The organism is Leifsonia sp. KNZ12-8B, from assembly GCF_056755495.1.
In genome coordinates, this window is record NZ_JBPGXM010000006.1 from 31,613 (window position 1) to 54,508 (window position 22,896).

Genomic DNA, 22,896 nt, shown 5'->3' on the forward strand with positions numbered 1-22,896 from the left:
ATGAGCGAGACGACGCAGACCGTGACCACAGCCGAGACCACCGCCGACGCCGAGGCGGCCGAGCAGCGCGTCGCCGCCGAGAAGGCCGCGACCCTGATCGAGTCGCTGCCCTGGCTGCAGACCTTCCACGACCGCATCATCGTCGTGAAGTTCGGCGGCAACGCCATGGTGAGCGAGGAGCTGCAGCGCAGCTTCGCCGAGGACATGGTCTACCTGCGCTACGCGGGCATCCACCCGGTCGTGGTGCACGGCGGCGGGCCGCAGATCTCGGCCATGCTCGACCGGCTCGGCATCGCCTCCGAGTTCCGCGGCGGCTACCGGGTGACGACGCCGGAGGCGATGGACATCGTCCGCATGGTGCTCACCGGCCAGATCAACCGCGACATCGTCGGCAACATCAACAAGCACGGGCCGCTCGCGGCCGGGCTCTCCGGCGAGGACGCCGGGCTGTTCCAGGGCCGCCGCCGGGGCGCGGTGGTGGACGGCGAGGAGGTCGACCTCGGCCTCGTCGGCGACGTGGTGGGCGTCAGCCCGGAGGCGGTGCTCGCCCAGATCGCCGCCGGCCGCATCCCCGTGGTCTCCTCGATCGCCCCCGACGTCGACGACCCCGGCCAGGCGCTCAACGTGAACGCCGACGCGGCCGCCGCGGCGCTCGCGGTCGCGCTCGGAGCGGCCAAGCTGGTCATCCTCACCGACGTCGCAGGCCTCTACAGCGACTGGCCGAACCGCGAGTCGCTGCTGTCGAAGATCGACGCTCACGAGCTGCGCGCGCTGCTGCCGTCGCTCGAGTCGGGCATGATCCCGAAGATGGCGGCGTGCCTCGCCGCGGTCGACGGCGGGGTGGAGAAGGCGGCGATCATCGACGGACGCGTGCCGCACTCCATCCTCCTCGAGGTGTTCACGCAGTCCGGCATCGGAACGGAGGTGGTGCCGTCGTGACCGCGGAGGTGACGCAGGGCCAGTGGAAGGGGCGCTTCGGCAGCGCCATGATGCGCACGCTCGCGACCCCGCAGCTCATGCTGGAGCGCGGCGAGGGCTGCCGGGTGTGGGACGTCGACGGCAACGAGTACCTCGACTTCCTCGCCGGGATCGCCGTCAACTCGCTCGGGCACGCCCACCCGGCGCTGGTGGAGGCGGTGAGCCGCCAGGTCGGCGCGCTCGCGCACGTCTCCAACTACTTCTCGACCCGGCCGCAGCTGGAGCTGGCCGAGCGCCTCCGCACGCTCACGGGGGCGGGGGAGCAGGGCCGCGTGCTGTTCGGCAACTCCGGCGCCGAGGCGAACGAGGCGGCGTTCAAGCTGGCGAGGCTCAACCGTGGCCGCAGCGGCAGGCGCACGCGCGTGCTCGCCCTGCACAACGCGTTCCACGGCCGCACGATGGGCTCGCTCGCGCTCACCGGCAAGCCGCCGATGCGCGAGGCGTTCGAGCCCCTCCCCGGCGGCGTCGAGCACATCGACTCCACCATCGAGGCGCTGGAGGCGGCGATCGACGACCGCGTCGCCGCGCTGTTCATCGAGCCGATCAAGGGCGAGGCGGGTGTGCTGGAGCTCCCGGCCGGCTTCCTGAAGCGTGCGCGGGAGCTGACCGAGCAGCACGGCGCACTGCTCATCCTCGACGAGATCCAGACCGGCGTCGGGCGCACCGGACGCTGGTTCGCCTACCAGCACGCCGACATCCTCCCCGACGCGGTCACGGTCGCGAAGGGCATCGCCGGCGGCGTGCCGATCGGCGCACTGGTGACCTTCGGCCGGGCCTCCGACCTGTTCACGCAGGGCCAGCACGGCTCGACCTTCGGCGGCAACCCGCTCGCGACCGCGGCGGGCAACGCCGTGCTGAGCGAGATCGAGCGGGCCGACCTCGTCGGCAACGCGGCCCGGCGCGGCGAGGAGCTGCGCGCGATCATCCGCTCGTTCGGCCACCCGCTGATCGGCGAGGTCCGCGGCGCCGGCCTGCTGATCGGCATCGGCCTCACCGACGGGGAGGCGCACCGGCTCTCCTCGGCGGCACTCGCGCAGGGACTGATCATCAACGCCCCCAACGAGTCGAGCATCCGCCTCGCGCCGCCGCTGATCGTCGGCGACGCCGAGCTGGCCGAGTTCCGCGAGAAGTTCGGCCGGGCGCTCGCCGCGCTGTGACCCTTCACCACATACACGAAAGACACCGATGACCAGGCACTTCCTCCGCGACGACGACCTCAGCCCCGCCGAGCAGGCGGAGGTGCTGGCGCTGGCGGCCGAGCTCAAGCGCGACCGCTTCTCGGCCACGCCCCTCGCCGGGCCGCAGACCGTGGCGGTGATCTTCGACAAGACCTCGACCCGCACCCGCGTCTCGTTCGCGGTCGGCATCGCCGACCTCGGTGGCTCGCCGCTGATCATCCAGAGCGGCGAGAGCCAGCTGGGCGGCAAGGAGTCGCTGGCCGACACCGCACGCGTGCTGGAGCGCATGGTCGCCGCGATCGTCTGGCGCACCTTCGCCCAGTCGGGTCTGGAGGAGATGGCCGCCGGCACCCGCGTCCCGGTCGTCAACGCGCTCTCGGACGAGTTCCACCCCTGCCAGATCCTCGCCGACCTGCAGACAATCCAGGAGCACAAGGGCCGGCTGGCCGGGCTCACGATGAGCTTCTTCGGCGACGGCGCGAGCAACATGGCGCACTCGTACCTGCTCGGCGGCGCGACCGCGGGCATGCACGTGCGCGTCGCGGCCCCGGCCGGCTTCCAGCCCGACCCCGCCGTCGTCGCCGACGCCGAGGCCATCGCCGCGCGCACGGGCGGCTCGGTCCTCGTCACGACGGACGCGGGCGAGGCTGCGGACGGAGCCGACGTGATGATCACCGACACCTGGGTGTCGATGGGCAAGGAGGACGAGAAGGCCGAGCGCATCGCGGTCTTCGGCGACTACCGGGTGGATGCGGCGCTCATGGCGCGCGCGGACGCCGAGGCCGTCTTCCTGCACTGCCTCCCCGCCTACCGCGGCTACGAGGTGAGCGCCGACGTGCTCGACGGGCCGCAGTCGGTCGTCTGGGACGAGGCGGAGAACCGCCTCCACGCGCAGAAGGCGCTGCTCGCCTGGCTGCTGCAGAAGAACGAGGAGGCGGCGGCATGACCGACGAGACGAACGGTGCAGGGGCCGGCGAGGCCGACGAGACCGGCGTCGGGAAGACCGGCGAGGGATCGCTCTGGGGCGCGCGCTTCGCCGGGGGACCGTCGCCCGAGCTCGCCGCTCTCAGCAAGTCGACGCACTTCGACTGGGCGCTCGCGCCCTACGACATCGCGGGGTCGCGCGCCCACGCGACGGCGCTCGCGGCCGCGGGCTACCTCACCGACGACGAGCTGACCGGGATGCTGGCCGCCCTCGACCGGCTCGACGCGGACGTCGCCTCCGGCGCCTTCGCCGCCGCCGAGACCGACGAGGACGTCCACGGCGCGCTGGAGCGCGGCCTGATCGAGCGGGCGGGCGCGGACCTCGGCGGCAAGCTGCGCGCCGGCCGCAGCCGCAACGACCAGATCGCCACCCTCATCCGGCTGTACCTCCGCGACCATGCGGGCGTCATCGCCGAGCGGCTCATCGCCCTGGTCGACGCCATCGCGTCGCAGGCCGACGCGCACCCGGCCGCGATCCTCCCCGGCCGCACGCACCTCCAGCACGCCCAGCCCGTGCTGCTCGCGCACCACCTGCTCGCGCACTGCTGGCCGCTCGTGCGCGACCTGGAGCGGCTCGCCGACTGGGACCGCCGCGCGAACGTCTCGCCGTACGGCGCCGGTGCGCTGGCCGGCTCCACCCTCGGCCTCGACCCGGCACTGGTCGCCCGCGAGCTGGGCTTCGCGCACAGCTCCGAGAACTCGATCGACGGCACGGCCGCGCGCGATGTGGTCGCCGAGTTCGCCTTCATCGCCGCGCAGATCGGCATCGACGTCTCGCGGTTCGCGGAGGAGATCATCCTCTGGAACACGCGCGAGTTCGGCTTCGTCACGCTCGACGACGCCTACTCCACCGGCTCGTCGATCATGCCGCAGAAGAAGAACCCCGACATCGCCGAGCTCGCCCGCGGCAAGGCGGGCCGGCTCATCGGCAACCTCACCGGCCTCCTGACCACGCTGAAGGGCCTCCCGCTCGCGTACAACCGCGACCTGCAGGAGGACAAGGAGCCGGTGTTCGACTCGGTCGCCACGCTCGAAGTGGTGCTGCCCGCCTTCGCCGGGATGGTCGCCACCATGCGCTTCCACACCGAGCGGATGGCCGAGCTCGCGCCGCAGGGCTTCTCGCTCGCCACCGACGTGGCCGAGTGGCTGGTCAAGCAGCACGTGCCGTTCCGGGTGGCGCACGAGCTCACCGGCAGCCTCGTCCGTGTCGCGGAGGAGAACGGGCTGGAGCTGCACGAGGTGAGCGACGAGCAGCTCGCGGCGATCTCGCCCCTGCTGACCCCGGAGGTGCGCTCGGTGCTGACCGTCGAGGGCTCCGTCGCCAGCCGCTCCGGCGTCGGCGGCACCGCCCCCGAGCGGGTGGCCGAGCAGCTCGCCCAGCTGACGGAGCGGGTGCGTGCCGTGACCGGAGCGATCGCCGCCACGAGAAGGGACCTCGTCTGATGAGCCGACCCGACCGCCGTGCACCGAAGTACCCGTGGATCATCCCCGCCGTCGTCGGCCTCGCGGTGGCCGTCATCGTGATCGGCCTCATCGTCACGGTCGCCGTCGGCGGACGCATCTTCTGACGGGCCCGCTGCCGACGTGACGCTGCACACCCCGGAGCGCGACGCCTTCCTCCCGTCGTCGATCGAGGTCGCACCGCGCCTGCTCGGCGCGGTCCTGCGGCACACCACCGACGACGGGACGGTCGGGCTGCGCATCACCGAGGTGGAGGCGTACATCGGCGACGGCGCTGACCCCGGCTCCCACGCCTTCCGCGGGCGCACCCGCCGCAACGCCGTGATGTACGGGCCGCCCGGGCACCTCTACGCCTACTTCACCTACGGGATGCACGTCTGCGCGAACATCGTGTGCTCACCGGAGGGCGAGGCGTCGGCGGTGCTGCTGCGCGCGGCGGAGGTCGTCGAGGGGGAGGAGCTGGCGCTGCTGCGCCGCTCGGGCCGGACAGGGCGCGCGATCCCGCACCGCGACCTCGGCCGCGGCCCCGCCCGCCTGGTCGTCGCGGCCGGGATCACGCTCGCCGACGACGGCGCCGACCTGTTCGGCGGCCGGTTCGAGCTGCTCCTGCCGACCGAGCAGGCGGCGTACGAGACCGGGCCGCGCACGGGCGTCTCGGGCGCGGGAGGCGGTGCCGCGTTCCCCTGGCGGTTCTGGCTGCCGGGCGACGCGACGGTGTCGCCCTACAAGCGCCACCCCAAGTCGCACGACTGAGCCGGGTCCGGCGGCGCGCTCAGGAGACGGCGAAGCGGAACAGGCCGGCGCACACGCACGCCCACACGATGCTGGCGAGCGTTCCGATGATGAACCGCTCCCGCGCCTCCGCCGCGTCGAGCTCGGTGAAGCGGCCGACGCCCTTGATCGCGATGATCACGCCGAGCGCCTCCGGGAAGCCGGCCATGATTGCGCCCGTGGTCGCGAAGCGCTCCAGGACGCCGATCGTGGCGCCGCCACGCAGCACCTCCCGCGTCGCCTCGGCGCCGGTGGTGCGGTCGTGCACGAACAGTCCGGTGTTGCCGGGGACCGAGACCGTGCGCGTGGCCAGCGCGAGCACGACCTGCGCCGCCGGTCCGCCGCCCGTCACGCTGAGCGCGAGCGCCACGATGCCGATGAGCACCCGGAAGACCAGGGGCGCCTCCTGCTGCGGCAGCGCGACGACGACGATCGCGAGGGCGAGCAGTCCCGCTGCGGTGTAGACCAGGGGGCGGCGCGGCAGGCGCAGGGTCGCGATCATGCAGCACAGGGAGGCGACGGCCAGCAGCAGCGTCACCGCCCACAGCGCGTGCGGCAGGAGGGCGTTCCAGAAGGCGGCCGGGGGCAGCGCGGTCATTCGTCCTCCGTTCGTGCGGCCGCGGCCCGGCTCTGCGCCGCGTCCGCGTCGGCCAACAGCCTAGCCAGCGCGGGCAGCGCGGCGAGCTCGACACGGAGTCCCGCCGCACGCGCCCGGTCGCTCGCCGACTGCGGGGTGATGCCGAGCCGGGCGCCCGCCTCCGCCTGGGTGAGGCCGGAGGCGACCAGGTCGTACAGCTCCCAGCCCGCGTCCGACCGCGCATCGCGCACGGTGAGCAGGAGGCCCAGCACGGCCTCCATGTCCTCCGCGCGCTGCGGGTCGGCCACCGCCTCCACCGCCAGCCGCGTCGGCGTCCGCTTCGCGCGCGTGACCGCGGCCCGTGCGGCGACGAAAGCGTCGCCGCTGGCCTCCCTGGTCTGCTCCGGCAGCGGGGTGCGGACCGCGCCGAGCCCCAGTCCGACGCTCCACTCCCGCGTCCGGGTGAGAGCGAGCACCAGCTCGAGTGCGGTGGCGGCGTCGCCCGTCAGCGCCTGGACCTCGTCGCCGGCGTTGCGGTCGACGGGGAGGCTGAGGCGCTCGCCGAACCGCCCCTGCAATCGCTCCAGTGCCGAGCCGGCGAGGTCGGGCCCCGAGCGGCTGCCGATCTGGTCGGCGGTGATGACGAACATGGTCCCTCCCATCAGGGCTGCTGGCCTGATGCCGATGATATCAGGTCTGCAAGCCTGATGGAAGGCTGATCAGGGCTGCGGACCTGACCGGCTGCCCGGGGAGGGCGGAACGCCGCTGATAATCTGTGGGGATGTCCGACACCTCCATCCTCGACGTCCAGGCCAACGACCCGACGTTCGACGACGTGTGGGACGAGCTCCGCTGGCGCGGTCTCGTCCACGTCTCGACCGACGAGTCGGCGCTCAAAGAGCTGCTCGCGGGGGAGCCGGTCACCTATTACTGCGGCTTCGACCCGACCGCGCCCAGCCTCCACCTCGGCAACCTGGTGCAGCTGCTCACGATGCGCCGCCTCCAGCTCGCCGGCCACAAGCCGCTCGGGCTCGTCGGCGGCTCCACGGGCCTGATCGGCGACCCCCGGCCGACCGCCGAGCGCACGCTCAACACGCGCGAGACGGTCGCCGAGTGGGTGCGCTCGCTGCAGGGCCAGGTCTCGCAGTACCTCAGCTTCGAGGGCGAGAACGCCGCGCGCCTGGTCAACAACCTCGACTGGACCGCGCCGATGTCGGCGATCGACTTCCTCCGCGAGATCGGCAAGCACTTCCGGGTCGGCACGATGCTCAAGAAGGATGCGGTGGCCGCGCGCCTCAACTCCGACGAGGGCATCTCGTACACCGAGTTCAGCTACCAGATCCTGCAGGGGATGGACTACCTCGAGCTGTACCGCCAGTACGGCTGCGTGCTGCAGACCGGCGGCAGCGACCAGTGGGGCAACCTCACCAGCGGGACCGAGCTCATCCGCAAGGTGGAGGGCGTGCACGTCCACGCCATCGGCACGCCGCTGATCACCAACAGCGACGGCACCAAGTTCGGCAAGAGCGAGGGCAACGCCGTCTGGCTCGACGCGGCGCTGACCAGCCCGTACGCCTTCTACCAGTTCTGGGTCAACGCCGACGACGCCGACGTGATCGCGCGGCTCAAGGTCTTCACCTTCCTCACCCGCGACGAGATCGTCGAGTACGAGCGCAAGGTCGCCGAGGAGCCGTACAAGCGGGAGGCCCAGCTGCGGCTCGCCCGCGAGGTCACCACGCTGGTCCACGGCCCCGCGGCGACCGAGGCCGCGATCTCCGCGTCGCAGGCGCTGTTCGGCCAGGGCGACCTGGCCGGGCAGGACCGCGCAACCCTGGAGTCCGCGCTGCGCGAGCTGCCGAACACCACGACGGCCCCGGCCACGACCATCGCCCAGGCGCTGGTCGACACCGAGCTGACCAAGAGCCTCGGGGAGGCGCGGCGCGCCGTGCAGCAGGGCGGCGTCTACGTCAACAACGCGAAGGCGGAGGACGCCGAGACGCCGATCGGCGACCAGGTGCTGCCGGGCGGGATGGTCGTGCTCCGGCGCGGCAAGAAGACGCTCGCCGGCGTGTTCGTGGAGTAGGCCGAGCCCGCACAGGGAGCGGCAGACGGGCCGAGCGGGAGGGACTCACCCCACCCGCTCGGCCAGCCACGCGTCGAAGGCGCCGTAGCGCTCGCGCACGAACGCCTCCAGTCGCTCGGCGACCCGCGGATCGCCTGGAAACGTCGCGCGGGCACGCAGGTCGTCGAGCGCGCGCGTCAGCCCCGCGACCGAGTCGACGAGCATCAGCAGCCCGCCCGCGTGCGGGAGCAGCTCCTCCGTCGCCGGAGTCCGCAGCGTCACCACCGGGCGACCGGCGGCGAGGCCCTGCCACACCTTGTTCGCGACCACGCCGCGGGCCTTGGGCGAGTCGCCGAAGATGCCGAGCACCACGTCGGCGTCGTGCATCCGCTCGACCAGCTCGCGGTGGCTGACGGGCGGGTGGAGGGTGCAGCGGTCCGCGATGCCGAGGGCGTCGATGCGGGCCTGCACCGCCTCCCGGGGCCCGGAGAGCACGAGGTCGAGCCGGACGCGCGGGTCGGCGGCGGCCACCGCCGCCAGCGCGAGGGGAAGGCCGTGCAGCGGGATGTTGCCGCCGGAGTACAGCACCCGCAGCGTCCCGTCGGTTCCGCGCGGCGGCCGGGGCGCGATCCAGCGCGGGGCGCCGACCGGCAGCGCGATCACCGGCGTGCGGCGCCCGTGACGCCGGCGCAGGGCTTCGGCCCTCGCCTCCGTGTCGATGAGGTAGAGGTCGGCCGCGCGGATGGCGGCCCGGTCCACCACCCGGAGCAGCAGCGCGCGCAGCGAGCGGCGCGACGCGTAGCCCCAGTCCTCGATGGCGGTCTCGTGCTTGCCGACGAAGCCGTCGACGACCAGCGGGATGTCGCGCAGCCGCGCGATCAGCCGGGCCGCCGGCGCCGACGGGAGCGAGAACTCCGAGAGCACGGCGATGCGCGCGCCGCGGGTGTCCCTGAGCATCGCGACCAGATCGACCAGGAGGCGCAGCGGCTTCGGACCGCGCTGCGCCCGGGGCGAGACGCGCACCTCCATCCCGTGCCGGCGCAGGTGCTCGCGGAGCCGGGCGTTGCGCGGGTAGCCGATGTCGTGCACCCGCAGCTGCACGGCCACCGGCCTCGCCGGCGGGCGCGGACCGCCGCTCATGCGCGTGCCTCGATGCCGCGCGCCCGCAGCTCCATGCGGCGCAGCCGGTCGATCAGCGGCCGGCGCTCGTCGGGCGCCAGCCGCAGCGCGTGGTCGCGGAAGCGCTCGATGTCCTCCAGCACGCCGGCGGGCGCCTGCCCGAGCGGGAAGCCGTCGCGCCGCCACGCGAACCACCGCGGCACGAAGCCGAGCGCCTGCCAGCCGACCACGCCGAAGATCTCCTCCACCCGGGAGTCGGCCGAGCGCGCCTCCCACCAGCCCGGCTGAGCGGTGGTCTGGACGGCCGTGCGGCGGTAGACGAGCCGCGGGATGCGCAGCCGCTCGAGCTGGTAGCCGGCCGCCGCCGCGCGCAGGTACAGGTCGAAGTCCTCGCTCGCGACCGTGCGGTAGCCGCCGAGCGCGCGCATCGCCCGCGTGCGGGCGACCATCGTCGGGTGCATGAACGGGTTCGTGAGCAGCAGCATGAGGGGCGCCGTCGCCGTGGAGACCGGATGCGGCAGCTGTGGTCTGACCCGCGCCGTGCCCTCCCACCACTGCACGCCCGTCGTGAAGCTGAAGTCGATGCCGGCGCGGATGCGGCGCACCTGGGCGCCGAACCGGCCGGGCAGGCTGATGTCGTCGGCGTCCATCCGCGAGACGAGCGGCGTCTCCACCTGGTCGAGCAGGACGTTGCCGGAGGCCGCTGTCCCGAGCCAGCGGTCGTCCGCGAGCAGCCGCACGCGCGGGTCGTCGACCGCGCGGACGGCCGCGAGCGTCCCGTCGGTGGAGCCGTCGGAGCGCACGATCACGCGGCCGTCGGCGGGCAGCGCGCTGAGCACGCTGCGCATGGCGAGCGCGACGGTCCGCTCGGCGTTGCGGGCCGAGACGAGGACGGTGATGGCGAGGGAGGTCATGGCGGATCCGTTCGAGGCGGTGTTCATGAGCGGCGGGCGGCGCGGAGGAGGTCGAGCCCGCGGAGTCCCGCGCGCAGTGCGAGGGGCAGGAGGGGAGGGCAGGTCCGCAGCAGGAGCACGGCGGCGCCGAGCAGCGGGGAGCGGCGCAGGAGGCGGCCGAGGCGCACCTCGCGCGCCCGGCGACGCGCGACCGCGAGCGCCTCGCGCACCGCCGGGCGCCCGGCCTCCCAGCGCACCGCGGTCTTCACCGCCGCCAGGCACAGGAACCGGGCCGTGAAGACGTCGCGCCCTGCCGCGCTCGCGTGCTTTCCGGCGGTGGCGAGCACGAGGTCGTGCGCACGCTCCAGGGCGCCGACGTCCGGCGTGCGGCGGCGGGTGATCGAGCCGGGGCTGCGTACGTAGGTGTAGACGGTGTCCGGGAGGAGGCGCACCGTCTCGGCGGCAGCGAGTGCGGCCGCGACGCCGACGATGTCGCTCTGCGCGGGCAGGGCGGGGAAGGGGGCGGCGCCGAGCACCTCCCGGCGGATCAGCTTCGACCAGAGGAAGCCGTGGAAGGCGCCCTCGACGAGCAGGGCGGCGGCACGCGGCCCGTCGACGTCGGTGGGCCGGTCGACCGGTGCGCCGTCGATCCGGCGGCGGTCGCTGGCTCCCGGTCCCCAGCGATAGTCGGCGCCGGCGACGACCACGTCCGCTCCCGCCGCGGCCCGGCGCAGGGCGGTGAGGTCGCCGACCGTCCAGTCGTCGTCGTGGTCGACGAACCAGACGTAGTCGCCGCGCGCCCAGGCGAGGGCCTCGTTGCGGCGGGCCGCCACCCCGGCGGGGTCGGCATGGCGCACCAGGGTCACGTCGACGCGCCGGGGGAGCAGACGGGCGAGCGCGTCGCCGGTGCCGTCCGCCGAGCCGTCGTCGACGACGACGACGTCGACCCCGCGCTGCGCGGCCACGGCGGCGACGCGTGCAGCCAGGGCGGGCACCGCGTCGCGTCCGTCGCGGATGCAGAGGACGACGGAGGCGGAGGGGAGAGGAAGTGGAGGAGTCATGACTGAAATGCAATACGCACTATACTTGACCTCTCATGTGCGACGGCTGGGTCCGTCGTGCCCCGCCGCCCGAACGGATCGCCGTGTCCTCCCTCCCTCCCGCACCCCGTCGCCTGCCGAGGCTGCGCCGCGCGCTCGCCGTGCTGGCCGGGTACCTCGCGGTGCCGCTGCTCGCGGCCGTGTCGCCCCTGCTGGCGCTGCCCGCGATCACGGCGACGCACGGGGAGGCGGCGTGGGCGGCCATCGCGCTCGGGCAGTCGCTCGGTGCCACGGCCGGCGTCGTGGCCGAGCTGGGCTGGGGGATGTCCGGCACGCAGCGCGTCGCGCGGCAGGCGGCTCGCAACCGTGCGCGGCTGTTCGCCCTCTCGCTGGTGACGAAGGGCATGGTGGGCGTGCCCGCGATCGGAGCCGCGGCCCTGATCGCAGCACTGCTCGCTCCCGCGCACGAGCCGGAGGCCGCCCTCGTTGCGTGCGCGGCCGGCATCGCCATGTTCGCCGGCGGCTGGGTCTTCATCGGCACGATGCGGCCGCGGCTGTTCCTCCTGACGGAGGTGCTGCCGCGCGCCCTCCTCGTCGCCGCCTCCGCGGTGGTGATCGCGGCCGGCGGCCCGCTCCTCGTGTACCCCGTGGCGTTGCTGCTGGCGGCCCTCTCCGCCCCGGTCGCCGGCGCGGCGGTGCTCGGCGTGCGGCCGGCGGACCTCGCCCGGACCTCGCTGCGGCGCTGCCTGCGGGTGCTCCGGTTCCAGCTCGCCGCGCTCTCGACCAACGTCTTCTCGAGCCTCTACATCTCCCTCGGCGTGACCGTCGCGACCCTCGGCTCGCCGCACTCCACGCTGCTGTACGCGTCGGTGGACCGTCTGCTGCGCATGACGCAGCAGGTCATGGCGGCGCCCAACAGCCTCCTGAAGGGATGGGTCGGCCGCGTCGTCGACCCGGCGCAGCGCGTCGACCGGGCGGTGCGCGCGGTCCGTCTGGCCGCGGTCGGCGGCGGCCTCGCGGGAGCGGCCTTCGCGCTCGGGAGCCCGCTGGCGGCCCGGCTGGTCTTCTCGGGGACCGTCGCCGTCCCGCCACTCGCCGCCCTGCTCGGCGGGCTGTCGATCGCCGTGATCTGCACGAGCATGGCGAGCGGCTTCGTGCTGCTGGTGGCGCTCGGCCGGATGGAGGCCGTTGCCAGGTCGGCCGCGGCCGGGGCGCTGGTCGGCATCCCGCTCATCGTGGTCGGCAGCGCGACCGGGGGAGGCGTCGGGGCCCTCGGCGGACAGCTCGCCGCGGAGGCCGTGGTGCTGGCGTACCAGCTCGCGGCCGCGTTGCGCGCGTTGCGGCAGCGCCGGGCGGCGGCTGTCGGAGCGCGTCAGCCCCTCACCCCGCCGACCGCCGTGTAGCGTTGACGGCATGTCCGATCAGACCGCTGACGCCGAAGGCTCCCTGCTGGCGCGGCTCGACGTGATCGAGCAGCAGCCGCTCGCCGACCGCGCCGACGCGTACGCGCAGCTGCACGAGCAGATGCGGCGCGAGCTGGAGGGCGGCGACGCGCATGCCGCAGGCTGAGCGGCTCGACGTCGCTCTGGCCGCCCGCGGTCTCGCCCGGTCGCGCAGCCACGCCGCCACGGTGATCGCCGAGGGCCTGGTCACGGTCGACGGACGCCCCGAGCTGCGCGCCTCCGCCAAGGTCCGCCCGGAGCAGGTCGTCGCGGTGGCGGGCGCCGACCACTATGTCAGCCGCGGCGCGCACAAGCTCATCGCCGCGCTCGACGCGTTCGCCGTGCCCGTCGACGGCCGTGTGGCGCTCGACGCCGGAGCCTCGACGGGCGGGTTCAGCCAGGTGCTGCTGGAGCGCGGCGCCGCCCTCGTCGTCGCGGTCGACGTGGGGCACGGCCAGCTGGCGCCCGCGCTGGCGGGGGAGGAGCGCCTCCGCTCGTTCGAGGGCGTAAACGTCCGCTCGCTCACGGCCGCCGACTACGCGGAGCTGACGGGAGGCGTGGAGGCGCCCGGCCTGGTCGTCGCCGATCTCTCGTTCATCTCGCTCACGCAGGTCATCCCGGCGCTCGTCGCGGTCGCCGCGCCCGGCGCCGATCTGGTCGTGCTGATCAAGCCGCAGTTCGAGGTCGGGCGGCAGGGCGTGCGCGAGGGCATCGTGCGGGAGGCCGGGCTGCGGCTCGACGCGGTCACCGACGTGCTGTGGGCGGCGCACGACGCGGGCCTCGGCACGGCGGGCATCATCCCGTCGCCGATCGCCGGCGGCCACGGCAACCGCGAGTACCTCGCCCACCTGCGGGCGGGAGCACCGGACCCGTCGGCGCTGCGCGACGAGGTCGAGCGCATCGCGCGCTGACCGGCGGGTGGAGGCCGTCCCCAGCCGTGAGCCCGGTGAACGTTCTCCACATTCGCGGCCCTGCGGCACATGCCCGGCCCGAAACCAGACAGAATGGAGGGACGACCAGTGAGGGAGGGACCAGTGGCGGCAAACGGTGCAGCGGCGCGGTACATCCTCGTCGTCGCGCACACGGGTCGCCAGGACTCCCTCGAGGCCGGCGTGCTGGTGTGCCGGCAGCTGCTCGCGGCGGGCGTGGTCCCGGTGCTGAGCGCCGACGAGCGACGCGACCTGCTCGCGGCGGACTCCTCGCTCGGCGAGGTGGCGGTGCTCGGCGACGAGGTGCGGGCGCAAGAGCTGGAACTCGTCATCGTGCTCGGCGGTGACGGCACCATCCTGCGGGCGGCCGAGCTCGTGCGCGGCTGCTCGGCGCCGCTGCTGGGCGTCAACCTCGGGCACGTCGGCTTCCTCGCCGAGAGCGAGCGCGACGACCTCGAGATCGCGGTCGCGCGCGGCCTCGCCAAGGACTACGAGGTCGAGGAGCGCATGACGCTCTCGGCCAGGGTCAAGGTCGGCAAAGAGGTCGTCTACGAGAGCTGGGCGCTCAACGAGGCCACGGTCGAGAAGGCGAGCCGCGAGCGCATGCTCGAGGTCGTCATCGAGGTCGACGGCCGGCCCATGTCGAGCTTCGGCTGCGACGGCGTCGTCATGTCGACGCCCACCGGCTCCACCGCATACTCCTTCTCGGCAGGCGGACCGGTCGTCTGGCCGGGCGTCGCCGCCCTGCTGCTCGTGCCGCTCAGCGCGCACGCCCTGTTCTCGCGCCCGCTCGTGGTCGACGCCGAGTCGTCGCTCGCGGTCGAGCTGCTCGCCCGCGCCGGCGGCGCCGGCATCCTCTGGTGCGACGGCCGGCGTGCCTTCGACCTGCCGCGCGGCGCCCGCGTCGTCGTGCGGCGCTCGCCCATCCCCGTGCGGCTCGCGCGCCTGCACCCCGGCCCGTTCACCGACCGGCTCGTGCACAAGTTCGATCTTCCCGTGACGGGATGGAGGGGGCCGGCGGGGTCGTGACGGGCGTGCGTGGCGGCATCGAGGAGATCTCGATTAAGGATCTGGGCGTCATCGCCGACGCCTCCCTCCCGCTCGGGCCGGGCTTCACGGCGATCACCGGCGAGACCGGCGCCGGCAAGACGATGGTGGTGTCCGCGCTCGGCCTGCTGCTCGGCGAGCGCGCCGACACCGGCGCCGTGCGGGCCGGGAGCCCGCAGGCGTGGGTCGAGGGCCGCTGGCGGGTCCGCGGCGACGGCGACGTCGTCGAGCGGGTGCGCGACGCCGGCGGAGACGTCGACGAGCTGACGGACGGCGCCGCCGAGCTGGTGCTCAGCCGCTCGGTGTCCGCGGAGGGCCGCTCGCGCGCCGTCGTCGGCGGACGCAGCGCCCCGGTCAGCGTGCTCACCGAGCTCGGCGAGCAGCTCGTCGTGGTGCACGGCCAGTCCGACCAGCTGCGGCTGCGCTCGGCGGTCGCGCAGCGCGAGACGCTCGACCGCTTCGCCGGACCGGTGTTCGCGGAGGCGCTCGAGACCTACGCGAGCGTCTACCACCGCTGGCGCGACAACCGCACCGAGCTCGACGAGCTCATCGCCGACCAGGACCGCCGCGCCCGCGAGGCCGAGGACCTCCGCCTGGCGATGGCCGAGATCGAGGCCGTCGCGCCGCAGCCCGGCGAAGACGACGAGCTGGCCGAGCGCGCCGAGCGCCTCACCAACCTCGAAGAGCTGCGGGTCGCCGCCGCCGGCGCCAGGGAGCTGCTCTCCGCCGAGGAGTCCGAGGCCGCCGACGCGCTCGCCCTGCTCGACAACGCCCGCCGTCAGCTGGAGCGGATGGCGCCCCACGACGCGGCGCTCACCCCGCTCGCCGAGTCGGTCGCCAACGCGAGCTACCTGGTGTCGGATGTCGCCCTCCAGCTCTCCAGCTACCTCGCGACCCTCGACACCGACGGCGCCCGCGAGCTCGAGATCGTGCAGGAGCGGCGCGCCGACCTCGCCGGGCTGGTGCGCAAGTACGGCCCGACCCTCGACGACGTGATCAACACGCTCGAGACCGGCAGCCTCCGCCTCCTGGAGCTCGACGGCGACGCCGACCGCATCGAGGAGCTCACCCGCGAGGTCGAGGCCGACGCTGCGCTCGTCGCCGAGCTCGCAGCGGGCCTCAGCGCGAGCCGCCGGGAGGCCGCCGCCCGGCTCGGTGCCGCCGTCTCCGACGAGCTGAGCGCGCTCGCCATGCCCGACGCCCGCGTGGTGGTCGAGGTGACCGAGCGCGACGAGTACTCCGCCTCCGGCCGCGACCAGGTCGCGATCCTGCTGCAACCGCACCCCGGGGCCGAGCCGCGCCCGCTCGGCAAGGGCGCCTCCGGTGGCGAGCTCTCGCGCGTGATGCTCGCGCTGGAGGTCGTCATCGCCGGCAGCGACCCGGTGCCCACCTTCATCTTCGACGAGGTCGACGCGGGCGTCGGCGGCGCCTCCGCCATCGAGATCGGCCGCCGGCTCGCGCGCCTCGCCGAGTCCGCGCAGGTCATCGTCGTCACGCACCTCGCCCAGGTCGCCGCCTTCGCCAGCAACCACCTCACGGTCGTGAAGGGCAACGACGGCGCGGTCACCGCCTCGAGCGTCCGCCGCCTGGAGGGGGAGGAGCGCATCGCCGAGATGGCCAGGCTGCTCTCCGGCCTGCCCGACTCCGAGAGCGGACTCGCTCACGCCCGCGAGCTCGTGGAGCTGGCCGTCGCCTCCTGAGTGCGGATCGCGAACGACGCGCGCCCGTCGCGGTCGGGACGGGGCGGTCTCGGTGATAAGCTATAAGCCCGTGGTGGATTATTCAGACGCGGGCCCAAACAGCGGCAAAAACACAGCGAACGGCATTACCAAGCACATCTTCGTGACAGGTGGTGTCGTTTCTTCGTTGGGGAAGGGTCTCACGGCCGCCTCTCTCGGCAACCTTCTCACCGCCCGCGGACTGCGGGTCGTCATGCAGAAGCTCGACCCCTATCTCAACGTGGACCCCGGCACGATGAACCCGTTCCAGCACGGCGAGGTCTTCGTGACCGACGACGGCGCCGAGACCGACCTCGACATCGGGCACTACGAGCGGTTCCTCGACATCAACCTCGGCCAGTCCGCCAACGTGACCACCGGTCAGATCTACTCCAACGTCATCGCGAAGGAGCGCCGCGGCGAGTACCTCGGCGACACCGTGCAGGTCATCCCGCACATCACGGACGAGATCAAGCGCCGCATGCGCCTCCAGGCTCAGCCGGGCCCGGACGGCGAGCCGGCGCCGGACGTGATCATCACCGAGATCGGCGGCACGGTCGGCGACATCGAGTCGCAGCCGTTCATCGAGTCGGCGCGCCAGGTGCGCCACGAGCTGGGCCGCAAGAACTGCTTCTTCGTGCACGTCTCGCTGGTGCCGTTCATGAACGCCTCCGGCGAGCAGAAGACCAAGCCGACGCAGCACTCTGTGGCCGCCCTCCGCTCCATCGGCATCCAGCCGGACGCGCTCGTGCTCCGCAGCGACCGCCCGGTCTCCGACGGCAACAAGCGCAAGATCGCGCTCATGTGCGACGTGGACGAGCAGGCCGTGGTCAACGCGGTCGACGTGCCGAGCATCTACGACATCCCGACCATGCTGCACGACCAGGGCCTCGACGCGTACATCATCGACCAGCTCGGGCTCGACAAGGCCGGCGACGTCGACTGGAACGGCTGGGCGCGCCTCCTGGAGGCCGTGCACGACCCCAAGCATGAGGTCACCATCGGCCTGGTCGGCAAGTACATCGACCTCCCGGATGCGTACCTCTCGGTGACCGAGGCGCTGCGGGCCGGCGGCTTCGCGCACCAGACCAAGGTGAAGCTCAAGTGGATCGCGTCGGACGAGGCGCAGACGCCCGAGGGCGCCGCCGCGCAGCTCGGCGACGTCGACGCGATCTGCGTGCCGGGCGGCTTCGGCGTGCGCGGCATCGAGGGCAAGCTCGGCGCGCTGCGCTTCGCCCGTGAGAACGGCATCCCGGCGCTCGGCCTGTGCCTCGGCCTGCAGTGCATGGTCATCGAGTACGCCCGCAACGAGGCCGGACTGGCCGGCGCCTCCTCGTCGGAATTCGACCCCGACACCGAGTTCCCGGTGATCGCGACGATGGCCGAGCAGGTGGAGATCATCGCCGGCGGCGACCTCGGCGGCACGATGCGCCTCGGGCTCTACCCGGCCGCTCTCGCGGAGGGCTCGATCGTCTCCGAGCTCTACGGCGCCTCCGAGGCCAGCGAGCGCCACCGCCACCGCTACGAGGTGAACAACAACTACCGCGAGCAGATCGCCGACGCCGGCCTCTGGTTCTCCGGCACCTCCCCGGACGGGCACCTGGTCGAGTACGTGGAGCTGCCGCGCGACGTGCACCCGTTCTACGTCGGTACGCAGGCGCACCCCGAGCTGCGGTCGCGGCCCAACCGCGCGCACCCGCTGTTCGCGGGCCTCGTGGGCGCCGCGCTGCAGCGCCAGCAGTCCAGCCTCCTCTTCGACGTGCCGGCGGAGGCGTGATGCCGGCCCAGGACCCGCGACCGGCGCAGAGTCTTCGACCGGCGCAGAGTCCGCGACCCGCCCTGAGCGACGAGCCGTTCCGGCCCGAGATCGTCTCGTCCGAGGTCGTCTTCGAGGGCAAGATCTGGGATGTCCGTCGTGACGACTTCCGGTACAACGGCGACGTCATCACGCGCGAGTACGTCGACCACACCGGCGCCGTCGGCGTCCTGGTGCTCGACGACGACGAGCGGGTGCTGCTGATCAAGCAGTACCGGCACCCGGTGCGCCACCGCGACTGGGAGATCCCGGCCGGCCTGCTCGACCAGTCCGGCGAGGACCCGCTGGAGGCGGCCAAGCGCGAGCTGGGCGAGGAGGCCGACCTCACCGCCGAGACCTGGAACGTGCTCGCGGACGTGTTCTCGAGCCCGGGCGGGAACGACGAGGTCATCCGCATCTACCTGGCCCGCGGCGTGAAGCCGACCGGCTCGGCGTTCGCCCGCGAGGCGGAGGAGGCGGACATCGAGCTGCGCTGGGTGCCGCTCGACGAGGCCGCCGACGCGGCGCTGGAGCGCGGCCTCCACAACGCCCCGCTGCTGATCGCGCTGCTCGCCGCTCGCGCCTCCCGCGAGAAGGGCTGGAGCACGCTCGGCGCGGCCGACGAGCCGTGGCCGAGCCACCCGAAGCTGGAGCGGCTCGTGCAGCAGGGCGGCGGATCGGGCGGGAGCGCAGCGGCGACCGGCGGCGGCACCGCCGCGGAGTGACGCCGTGACCGTCGCGGCGGACGTCGACGCCTACCTGCGGCACGTGACGATCGAGCGCGGCCTGTCCGCGAACACCGTCGCCGCGTACCGCCGCGACCTCGCGCTGTACGCCGGCTGGCTGGCCGAGCAGGGCGTGACGGAGGTGGGGGAGGTGTCGGCCCCGCTGATCTCGGACTTCGCGCTGCATCTCGGCTCGCGGCCCGAGGCGCCGCTCACCGCGTCCTCGCTCGCCCGCGTGCTGTCGACCGTGCGCGGCCTCCACCGGTTCCTCCTCGAGGAGGGCCGCCTGCAGCGGGATGTGGCGAGCGAGGTGCGGCCCCCGAAGCTCGCGTCGCGCCTCCCGAAGGCCATCTCGGTGGAGCAGGTGGGCGCTCTGCTCGCCGCGACCGACGGCGACGAGGTGGCCGACCTCCGCGACAAGGCGCTGCTGGAGCTCATGTACGCGACCGGCGCCCGCGTGAGCGAGGCGGTCGGCCTCAACGTGGACGACGTGGTCGACACCGACGTGGTCCGGCTGACGGGCAAGGGCAGCAAGCAGCGGATCGTGCCGCTCGGCAGCTACGCGCGGACGGCGGTGGACGCGTATCTCGTGCGCGCCCGGCCCCTCCTCTCGGCGAAGGGGCGCTCGACCCCCGCCCTCTTCCTCGGGATGCGCGGCGCGCGGCTGTCGCGGCAGAACGTCTGGCTGATCATCCGCGCCGCCGCCGACAAGGCGCAGCTCGGGGTGGAGGTGTCGCCGCACACGCTCCGCCACTCGTTCGCCACGCACCTGCTCGCGGGCGGCGCCGATGTGCGGGTGGTGCAGGAGCTGCTCGGCCACTCCTCCGTCGCGACGACGCAGATCTACACCCTCGTCACCGCGGACACGCTCCGCGACGTGTACACGACGGCGCACCCGCGGGCCCGATGAGCCCGGCTCACGAACCGCCGCCGGCACGGCCCGCGGGCGAGGGGCACGGCCGTTAGACTGTCCCCTTGAAACAGGCCGCCTAAGAGAGGGACGAGGAACACCCCGGTGACGCGCAACGACGAGGTCAGGACCGAGCTTCCGGGCATGGACGAGGCGTCCGTGCCGGCGCGGCTCGGACCCACCGGGCGGCCGCTGCGCTCGTTCCCGCAGCCTCCTGCGCTCGCCCAGCACGGCCCGGCCAAGATCATCGCGCTGACCAACCAGAAGGGCGGGGTCGGCAAGACCACGACCTCCATCAACCTCGGCGCCTCGCTCGCGGAGTACGGCCGCAAGGTGCTCGCCGTCGACTTCGACCCGCAGGGCGCGCTCTCCGCCGGTCTCGGTGCGCAGACGCACGACGTCACGACGATCTACGACCTGCTGCTGAACCGCAACGCCGACATCCACGAGGCCATCCAGCACACGAACGTGCCCGGCCTCGACATCATCCCGGCCAACATCGACCTGTCGGCGGCGGAGGTGCACCTCGTCAACGAGGTCGCCCGCGAGCAGATCCTCGCCGGCGTGCTGCGCAAGGTGAGCGGCGACTACGACGTCATCCTCATCGACTGCCAGCCGTCGCTGGGCATCCTGACCGTGAACGCCCTGACCGCGAGCCACGGCGCCCTGATCCCGCTGGAGTGCGAGTACTTCGCGCTCCGCGGCGTCGCGCTGCTGCTCGAGACCATCGAGAAGGTGCGCGAGCGGCTCAACCCGGCGATCGAGCTCGACGGCATCCTCGCGACCATGTACGACTCGCGCACGCTGCACTCGCGCGAGGTGCTGGAGCGCGTGGTCGACGCCTTCGGCGACCGCGTGCTCGAGACCGTGATCTCGCGCACGGTGAAGTTCCCGGACGCCTCGGTCGCCGCGACCCCGATCACGCAGTTCGCGCCGGAGCACCCCGCGGCGGAGGCCTACCGGCAGCTGGCGAGGGAACTGATCTCGCGTGGCGCCGTCGCCTAGCACGTCCGAGCCGACGGAGGCGGCCGCGCCGGCGCAGGGCGACGAGGCCGCGCAGACCGGCTTCCGCGTCTCGCTCGGCGAGTTCGAAGGGCCGTTCGACCTGCTGCTGACCCTGATCGGCAAGCGCGAGCTCGACATCACCGAGATCGCGCTCAGCACGGTCACCGATGAGTTCATCGCCTACCTGCGGCAGCTCGACACCGAGGAGAGCCTCGACGAGGCGAGCGAGTTCCTGCTCGTCGCCGCCACCCTCCTCGACCTCAAGGTCGCCGGGCTGCTCCCGCAGGGCGAGCTGGTCGACGCGGAGGATGTGGCGCTGCTCGAGGCCCGCGACCTCCTCTTCGCGCGGCTGCTGCAGTACCGCGCCTTCAAGGAGGCGTCGGCCTGGTTCGCCGGGCGGCTGGAGGCGGAGGGCGCCCGCCACCCGCGTGCGGTGCGGCTGGAGGACAAGTTCCGGCAGCGCACGCCCGAGCTGGTCTGGACGCTCACGGCGGAGGACTTCGCCGCGCTCGCCACGCTCGCCCTCACCCCGCGCGAGATCCCCGTCGTCGGGCTCGACCACCTCCACGCGCCGCTGGTCAGCATCCGCGAGCAGGCCGCCGTCGTCGTCGGGATGCTGCGCCGCGGCGAGCCGCTGTCGTTCCGTCAGCTGGTGGCAGGCGCGGAGCAGAAGGGCGTGATCATCGCGCGGTTCCTGGCCGTGCTGGAGCTGTACCGGCACGCGGCGATCGCGTTCGAGCAGCTGGAGCCGCTCGGCGAGCTGACGCTCCGCTGGACGGCAGAGCACTGGTCGGAGGAGAACCTGTCGAACCTGGGAGCGGACTATGACGGTTGAGGAAGCGGTCGAGACGACCGACGTCGCCGACGCGATCGGCGGGAGCGAGGCGACGGACACCACCGAGGTGCCGGCCCCCGTCGACGACGCGCGCATCGAGCGGGCGCTGGAGGCCATCCTGATGGTCGCCGACGAGCCGATGAGCGTGGTCACGCTGGCCACCGCGGTCGGAGCGCCGGTGAAACGCGTGCGGCAGGCCGTCGCGGCGCTGGTCGCCGACTACGACGGCGAGACCGAGGGCGGCGTGCGGCGCGGCTTCGAGCTGCGGGAGGTCGGAGGAGGCTGGCGCATCTACGTGCGCGACGAGTTCGACGCCGTGGTGTCCGGCTACGTCCTGCAGCAGAACCCGACCAAGCTGTCGCAGGCGGCGCTGGAGACGCTCGCGGTGATCGCGTACAAGCAGCCCATCAGCCGCGGCGCCATCGCCTCCATCCGGGCCGTCAACGTGGACTCGGTGGTGCGAACGCTGCTCGGCCGCGGCCTGATCACCGAGCTCTTCACCGACAGCGAGACGGGCGCGATCAACTACGGGACGACCGACCTGCTGCTCAGCCAGCTGGGCATCAACTCGATCGACGAGCTGCCGAAGATCTCGCCGCTGCTCGCCGACGGAGCGGAGGGGTTCGACGATGTCCGCTGAGAACGGCGCGCAGAACGAGGGCGAGCGCCTTCAGAAGGTCATGGCAGCCGCGGGCGTCGCCTCCCGCCGGGTCTCCGAGCAGCTGATCGTGGAGGGGCGCGTCACCGTCAACGGCACGACCGTCACCGAGCTCGGCACCCGCGTCGACCCGGCCGTCGACAAGGTCGCCGTCGACGGGACCGCGGTGCAGCTCGACCCGAGCCGCCGGTATGTGATGCTCAACAAGCCGGTCGGCGTCGTCAGCTCGATGCGCGACGAGCAGGGGAGGCCCGACCTGTCGCGGTTCGTCTCCGGCTACTCCGAGCGGCTGTTCAACGTCGGGAGGCTCGACGCCGAGACGTCGGGGCTGCTCATCCTGACCAACGACGGCGAGCTGGCGCACGTGCTCGCGCATCCCAGCTTCGGCGTCACCAAGACGTACATCGCGCGGGTGCGCGGCATCGTCACGCCGCAGACCATCTCGCGGCTGACGAAGGGCGTGCAGCTGGAGGACGGCCCGATCGCCGCGGACAAGGCCAAGCTGCTGCAGGTCAACCCCGGCGTGCGGGACAGCCTGGTCGAGATCACGCTGCACTCCGGCCGCAACAGGATCGTGCGCCGCATGCTGGCCGAGGTCGGCCATCCCGTCGTCGAGCTGGTCCGCCGCCAGTTCGGCCCGCTGCACCTCGGCACGCTGAAGGCCGGCGCCCTCCGCGACCTGACCAAGGAGGAGCTGGGCGCCCTGCTCACCATCTCCCGCCAGGGCCCCGCCGACTCGTGACATGGTGTCACTTCTCGCCCGCACAAG

Annotated in this window: 24 protein-coding genes; 19 read left to right on the plus strand and 5 right to left on the minus strand. The window is 73.3% G+C overall.

What is annotated here, in order from left to right:
• From argB to ACR9ZG_RS01800, 6 genes are read left to right on the plus strand one after another with little or no spacing between them, the layout of a single operon-like run.
• A complete protein-coding gene (gene argB, locus ACR9ZG_RS01775; protein ID WP_481283099.1) occupies nt 1-939 on the plus strand; it encodes an acetylglutamate kinase in 939 nt (312 codons plus the stop codon).
• Entirely contained in the window at nt 936-2,135 is a 1,200-nt protein-coding gene (locus ACR9ZG_RS01780) for an acetylornithine transaminase (protein ID WP_481283100.1), read from the plus strand. The genes argB and ACR9ZG_RS01780 overlap by 4 nt, the downstream gene beginning before the upstream one ends.
• A gap of 28 nt (nt 2,136-2,163) precedes the next feature.
• Nucleotides 2,164-3,102, plus strand: a complete 939-nt coding sequence (argF, locus tag ACR9ZG_RS01785) for an ornithine carbamoyltransferase (protein ID WP_481283101.1) — start codon at nt 2,164-2,166, stop codon at nt 3,100-3,102.
• A complete protein-coding gene (argH, locus tag ACR9ZG_RS01790; RefSeq protein ID WP_481283102.1) occupies nt 3,099-4,583 on the plus strand; it encodes an argininosuccinate lyase in 1,485 nt (494 codons plus the stop codon). Before argF ends, argH begins: the two co-directional genes overlap by 4 nt.
• Nucleotides 4,583-4,708 carry a hypothetical protein gene (locus tag ACR9ZG_RS01795; protein WP_481283103.1) on the plus strand — a complete coding sequence of 42 codons (126 nt, stop codon included), beginning with the start codon at nt 4,583-4,585 and terminating at the stop codon, nt 4,706-4,708. Before argH ends, ACR9ZG_RS01795 begins: the two co-directional genes overlap by 1 nt.
• A 16-nt stretch (nt 4,709-4,724) precedes the next feature.
• Nucleotides 4,725-5,354 carry a DNA-3-methyladenine glycosylase gene (locus tag ACR9ZG_RS01800; RefSeq protein ID WP_481283104.1) on the plus strand — a complete coding sequence of 210 codons (630 nt, stop codon included), beginning with the start codon at nt 4,725-4,727 and terminating at the stop codon, nt 5,352-5,354.
• A gap of 19 nt (nt 5,355-5,373) precedes the next feature.
• Here the strand turns inward: ACR9ZG_RS01800 and ACR9ZG_RS01805 are convergent, their stop codons facing one another.
• Together ACR9ZG_RS01805 and ACR9ZG_RS01810 are read right to left on the minus strand one after the other, a co-directional pair.
• Entirely contained in the window at nt 5,374-5,970 is a 597-nt protein-coding gene (locus ACR9ZG_RS01805) for a hypothetical protein (protein WP_481283105.1), read from the minus strand.
• The gene (locus tag ACR9ZG_RS01810; protein WP_481283106.1) at nt 5,967-6,599 is read right to left on the minus strand and encodes a DNA-binding protein; all 633 of its coding nucleotides are present in this window, start codon (nt 6,597-6,599) and stop codon (nt 5,967-5,969) included. The genes ACR9ZG_RS01805 and ACR9ZG_RS01810 overlap by 4 nt, the downstream gene beginning before the upstream one ends.
• A 131-nt stretch (nt 6,600-6,730) precedes the next feature.
• Between ACR9ZG_RS01810 and tyrS the strand changes: the two genes are divergently transcribed.
• The gene (gene tyrS / locus ACR9ZG_RS01815; RefSeq protein WP_481283107.1) at nt 6,731-8,032 is read left to right on the plus strand and encodes a tyrosine--tRNA ligase; all 1,302 of its coding nucleotides are present in this window, start codon (nt 6,731-6,733) and stop codon (nt 8,030-8,032) included.
• A 45-nt stretch (nt 8,033-8,077) separates the two neighbouring features.
• Here tyrS and ACR9ZG_RS01820 read toward each other — a convergent pair whose 3' ends face one another.
• Genes ACR9ZG_RS01820 through ACR9ZG_RS01830 form a run of 3 tightly spaced genes read right to left on the minus strand, consistent with a single transcriptional unit; the run spans nt 8,078 to nt 11,084 of the window.
• A complete protein-coding gene (locus ACR9ZG_RS01820; RefSeq protein WP_481283108.1) occupies nt 8,078-9,151 on the minus strand; it encodes a glycosyltransferase in 1,074 nt (357 codons plus the stop codon).
• Complete coding sequence (locus ACR9ZG_RS01825) at nt 9,148-10,044, minus strand: glycosyltransferase family 2 protein (RefSeq protein WP_481283109.1); 897 nt, start codon at nt 10,042-10,044, stop codon at nt 9,148-9,150. The genes ACR9ZG_RS01820 and ACR9ZG_RS01825 overlap by 4 nt, the downstream gene beginning before the upstream one ends.
• A gap of 23 nt (nt 10,045-10,067) precedes the next feature.
• Nucleotides 10,068-11,084, minus strand: coding sequence for a glycosyltransferase family 2 protein (locus tag ACR9ZG_RS01830; RefSeq protein WP_481283110.1), 1,017 nt, complete (start codon nt 11,082-11,084; stop codon nt 10,068-10,070).
• A 35-nt stretch (nt 11,085-11,119) separates the two neighbouring features.
• Between ACR9ZG_RS01830 and ACR9ZG_RS01835 the strand changes: the two genes are divergently transcribed.
• The 12 genes from ACR9ZG_RS01835 (at nt 11,120) to ACR9ZG_RS01890 (ending at nt 22,869) form a co-directional block, all read left to right on the plus strand.
• A complete protein-coding gene (locus ACR9ZG_RS01835; RefSeq protein WP_481283111.1) occupies nt 11,120-12,466 on the plus strand; it encodes a hypothetical protein in 1,347 nt (448 codons plus the stop codon).
• Between the two features lie 10 nt (nt 12,467-12,476).
• Entirely contained in the window at nt 12,477-12,632 is a 156-nt protein-coding gene (locus ACR9ZG_RS01840) for a hypothetical protein (RefSeq protein WP_481283112.1), read from the plus strand.
• Nucleotides 12,619-13,416, plus strand: a complete 798-nt coding sequence (locus tag ACR9ZG_RS01845; RefSeq protein ID WP_481283113.1) for a TlyA family RNA methyltransferase — start codon at nt 12,619-12,621, stop codon at nt 13,414-13,416. The genes ACR9ZG_RS01840 and ACR9ZG_RS01845 overlap by 14 nt, the downstream gene beginning before the upstream one ends.
• Nucleotides 13,417-13,539: 123 nt before the next feature.
• A complete protein-coding gene (locus ACR9ZG_RS01850) occupies nt 13,540-14,463 on the plus strand; it encodes an NAD kinase (protein WP_481283114.1) in 924 nt (307 codons plus the stop codon).
• Nucleotides 14,439-16,181, plus strand: a complete 1,743-nt coding sequence (recN, locus tag ACR9ZG_RS01855) for a DNA repair protein RecN (protein ID WP_481283115.1) — start codon at nt 14,439-14,441, stop codon at nt 16,179-16,181. The genes ACR9ZG_RS01850 and recN overlap by 25 nt, the downstream gene beginning before the upstream one ends.
• A gap of 73 nt (nt 16,182-16,254) precedes the next feature.
• Nucleotides 16,255-17,976, plus strand: a complete 1,722-nt coding sequence (locus ACR9ZG_RS01860) for a CTP synthase (RefSeq protein WP_481283116.1) — start codon at nt 16,255-16,257, stop codon at nt 17,974-17,976.
• Nucleotides 17,976-18,719, plus strand: coding sequence for an NUDIX domain-containing protein (locus ACR9ZG_RS01865; protein ID WP_481283117.1), 744 nt, complete (start codon nt 17,976-17,978; stop codon nt 18,717-18,719). The genes ACR9ZG_RS01860 and ACR9ZG_RS01865 overlap by 1 nt, the downstream gene beginning before the upstream one ends.
• Nucleotides 18,720-18,723: 4 nt before the next feature.
• Complete coding sequence (xerD, locus tag ACR9ZG_RS01870; protein WP_481283118.1) at nt 18,724-19,629, plus strand: site-specific tyrosine recombinase XerD; 906 nt, start codon at nt 18,724-18,726, stop codon at nt 19,627-19,629.
• Between the two features lie 105 nt (nt 19,630-19,734).
• A complete protein-coding gene (locus ACR9ZG_RS01875; protein WP_481283119.1) occupies nt 19,735-20,634 on the plus strand; it encodes a ParA family protein in 900 nt (299 codons plus the stop codon).
• Nucleotides 20,618-21,469 carry a segregation and condensation protein A gene (locus ACR9ZG_RS01880; protein WP_481283120.1) on the plus strand — a complete coding sequence of 284 codons (852 nt, stop codon included), beginning with the start codon at nt 20,618-20,620 and terminating at the stop codon, nt 21,467-21,469. The genes ACR9ZG_RS01875 and ACR9ZG_RS01880 overlap by 17 nt, the downstream gene beginning before the upstream one ends.
• The gene (gene scpB, locus ACR9ZG_RS01885; RefSeq protein ID WP_481283121.1) at nt 21,459-22,109 is read left to right on the plus strand and encodes an SMC-Scp complex subunit ScpB; all 651 of its coding nucleotides are present in this window, start codon (nt 21,459-21,461) and stop codon (nt 22,107-22,109) included. Before ACR9ZG_RS01880 ends, scpB begins: the two co-directional genes overlap by 11 nt.
• A complete protein-coding gene (locus ACR9ZG_RS01890) occupies nt 22,099-22,869 on the plus strand; it encodes a pseudouridine synthase (protein ID WP_481283122.1) in 771 nt (256 codons plus the stop codon). Before scpB ends, ACR9ZG_RS01890 begins: the two co-directional genes overlap by 11 nt.
• The last annotated feature ends 27 nt before the right edge of the window (nt 22,870-22,896 follow it).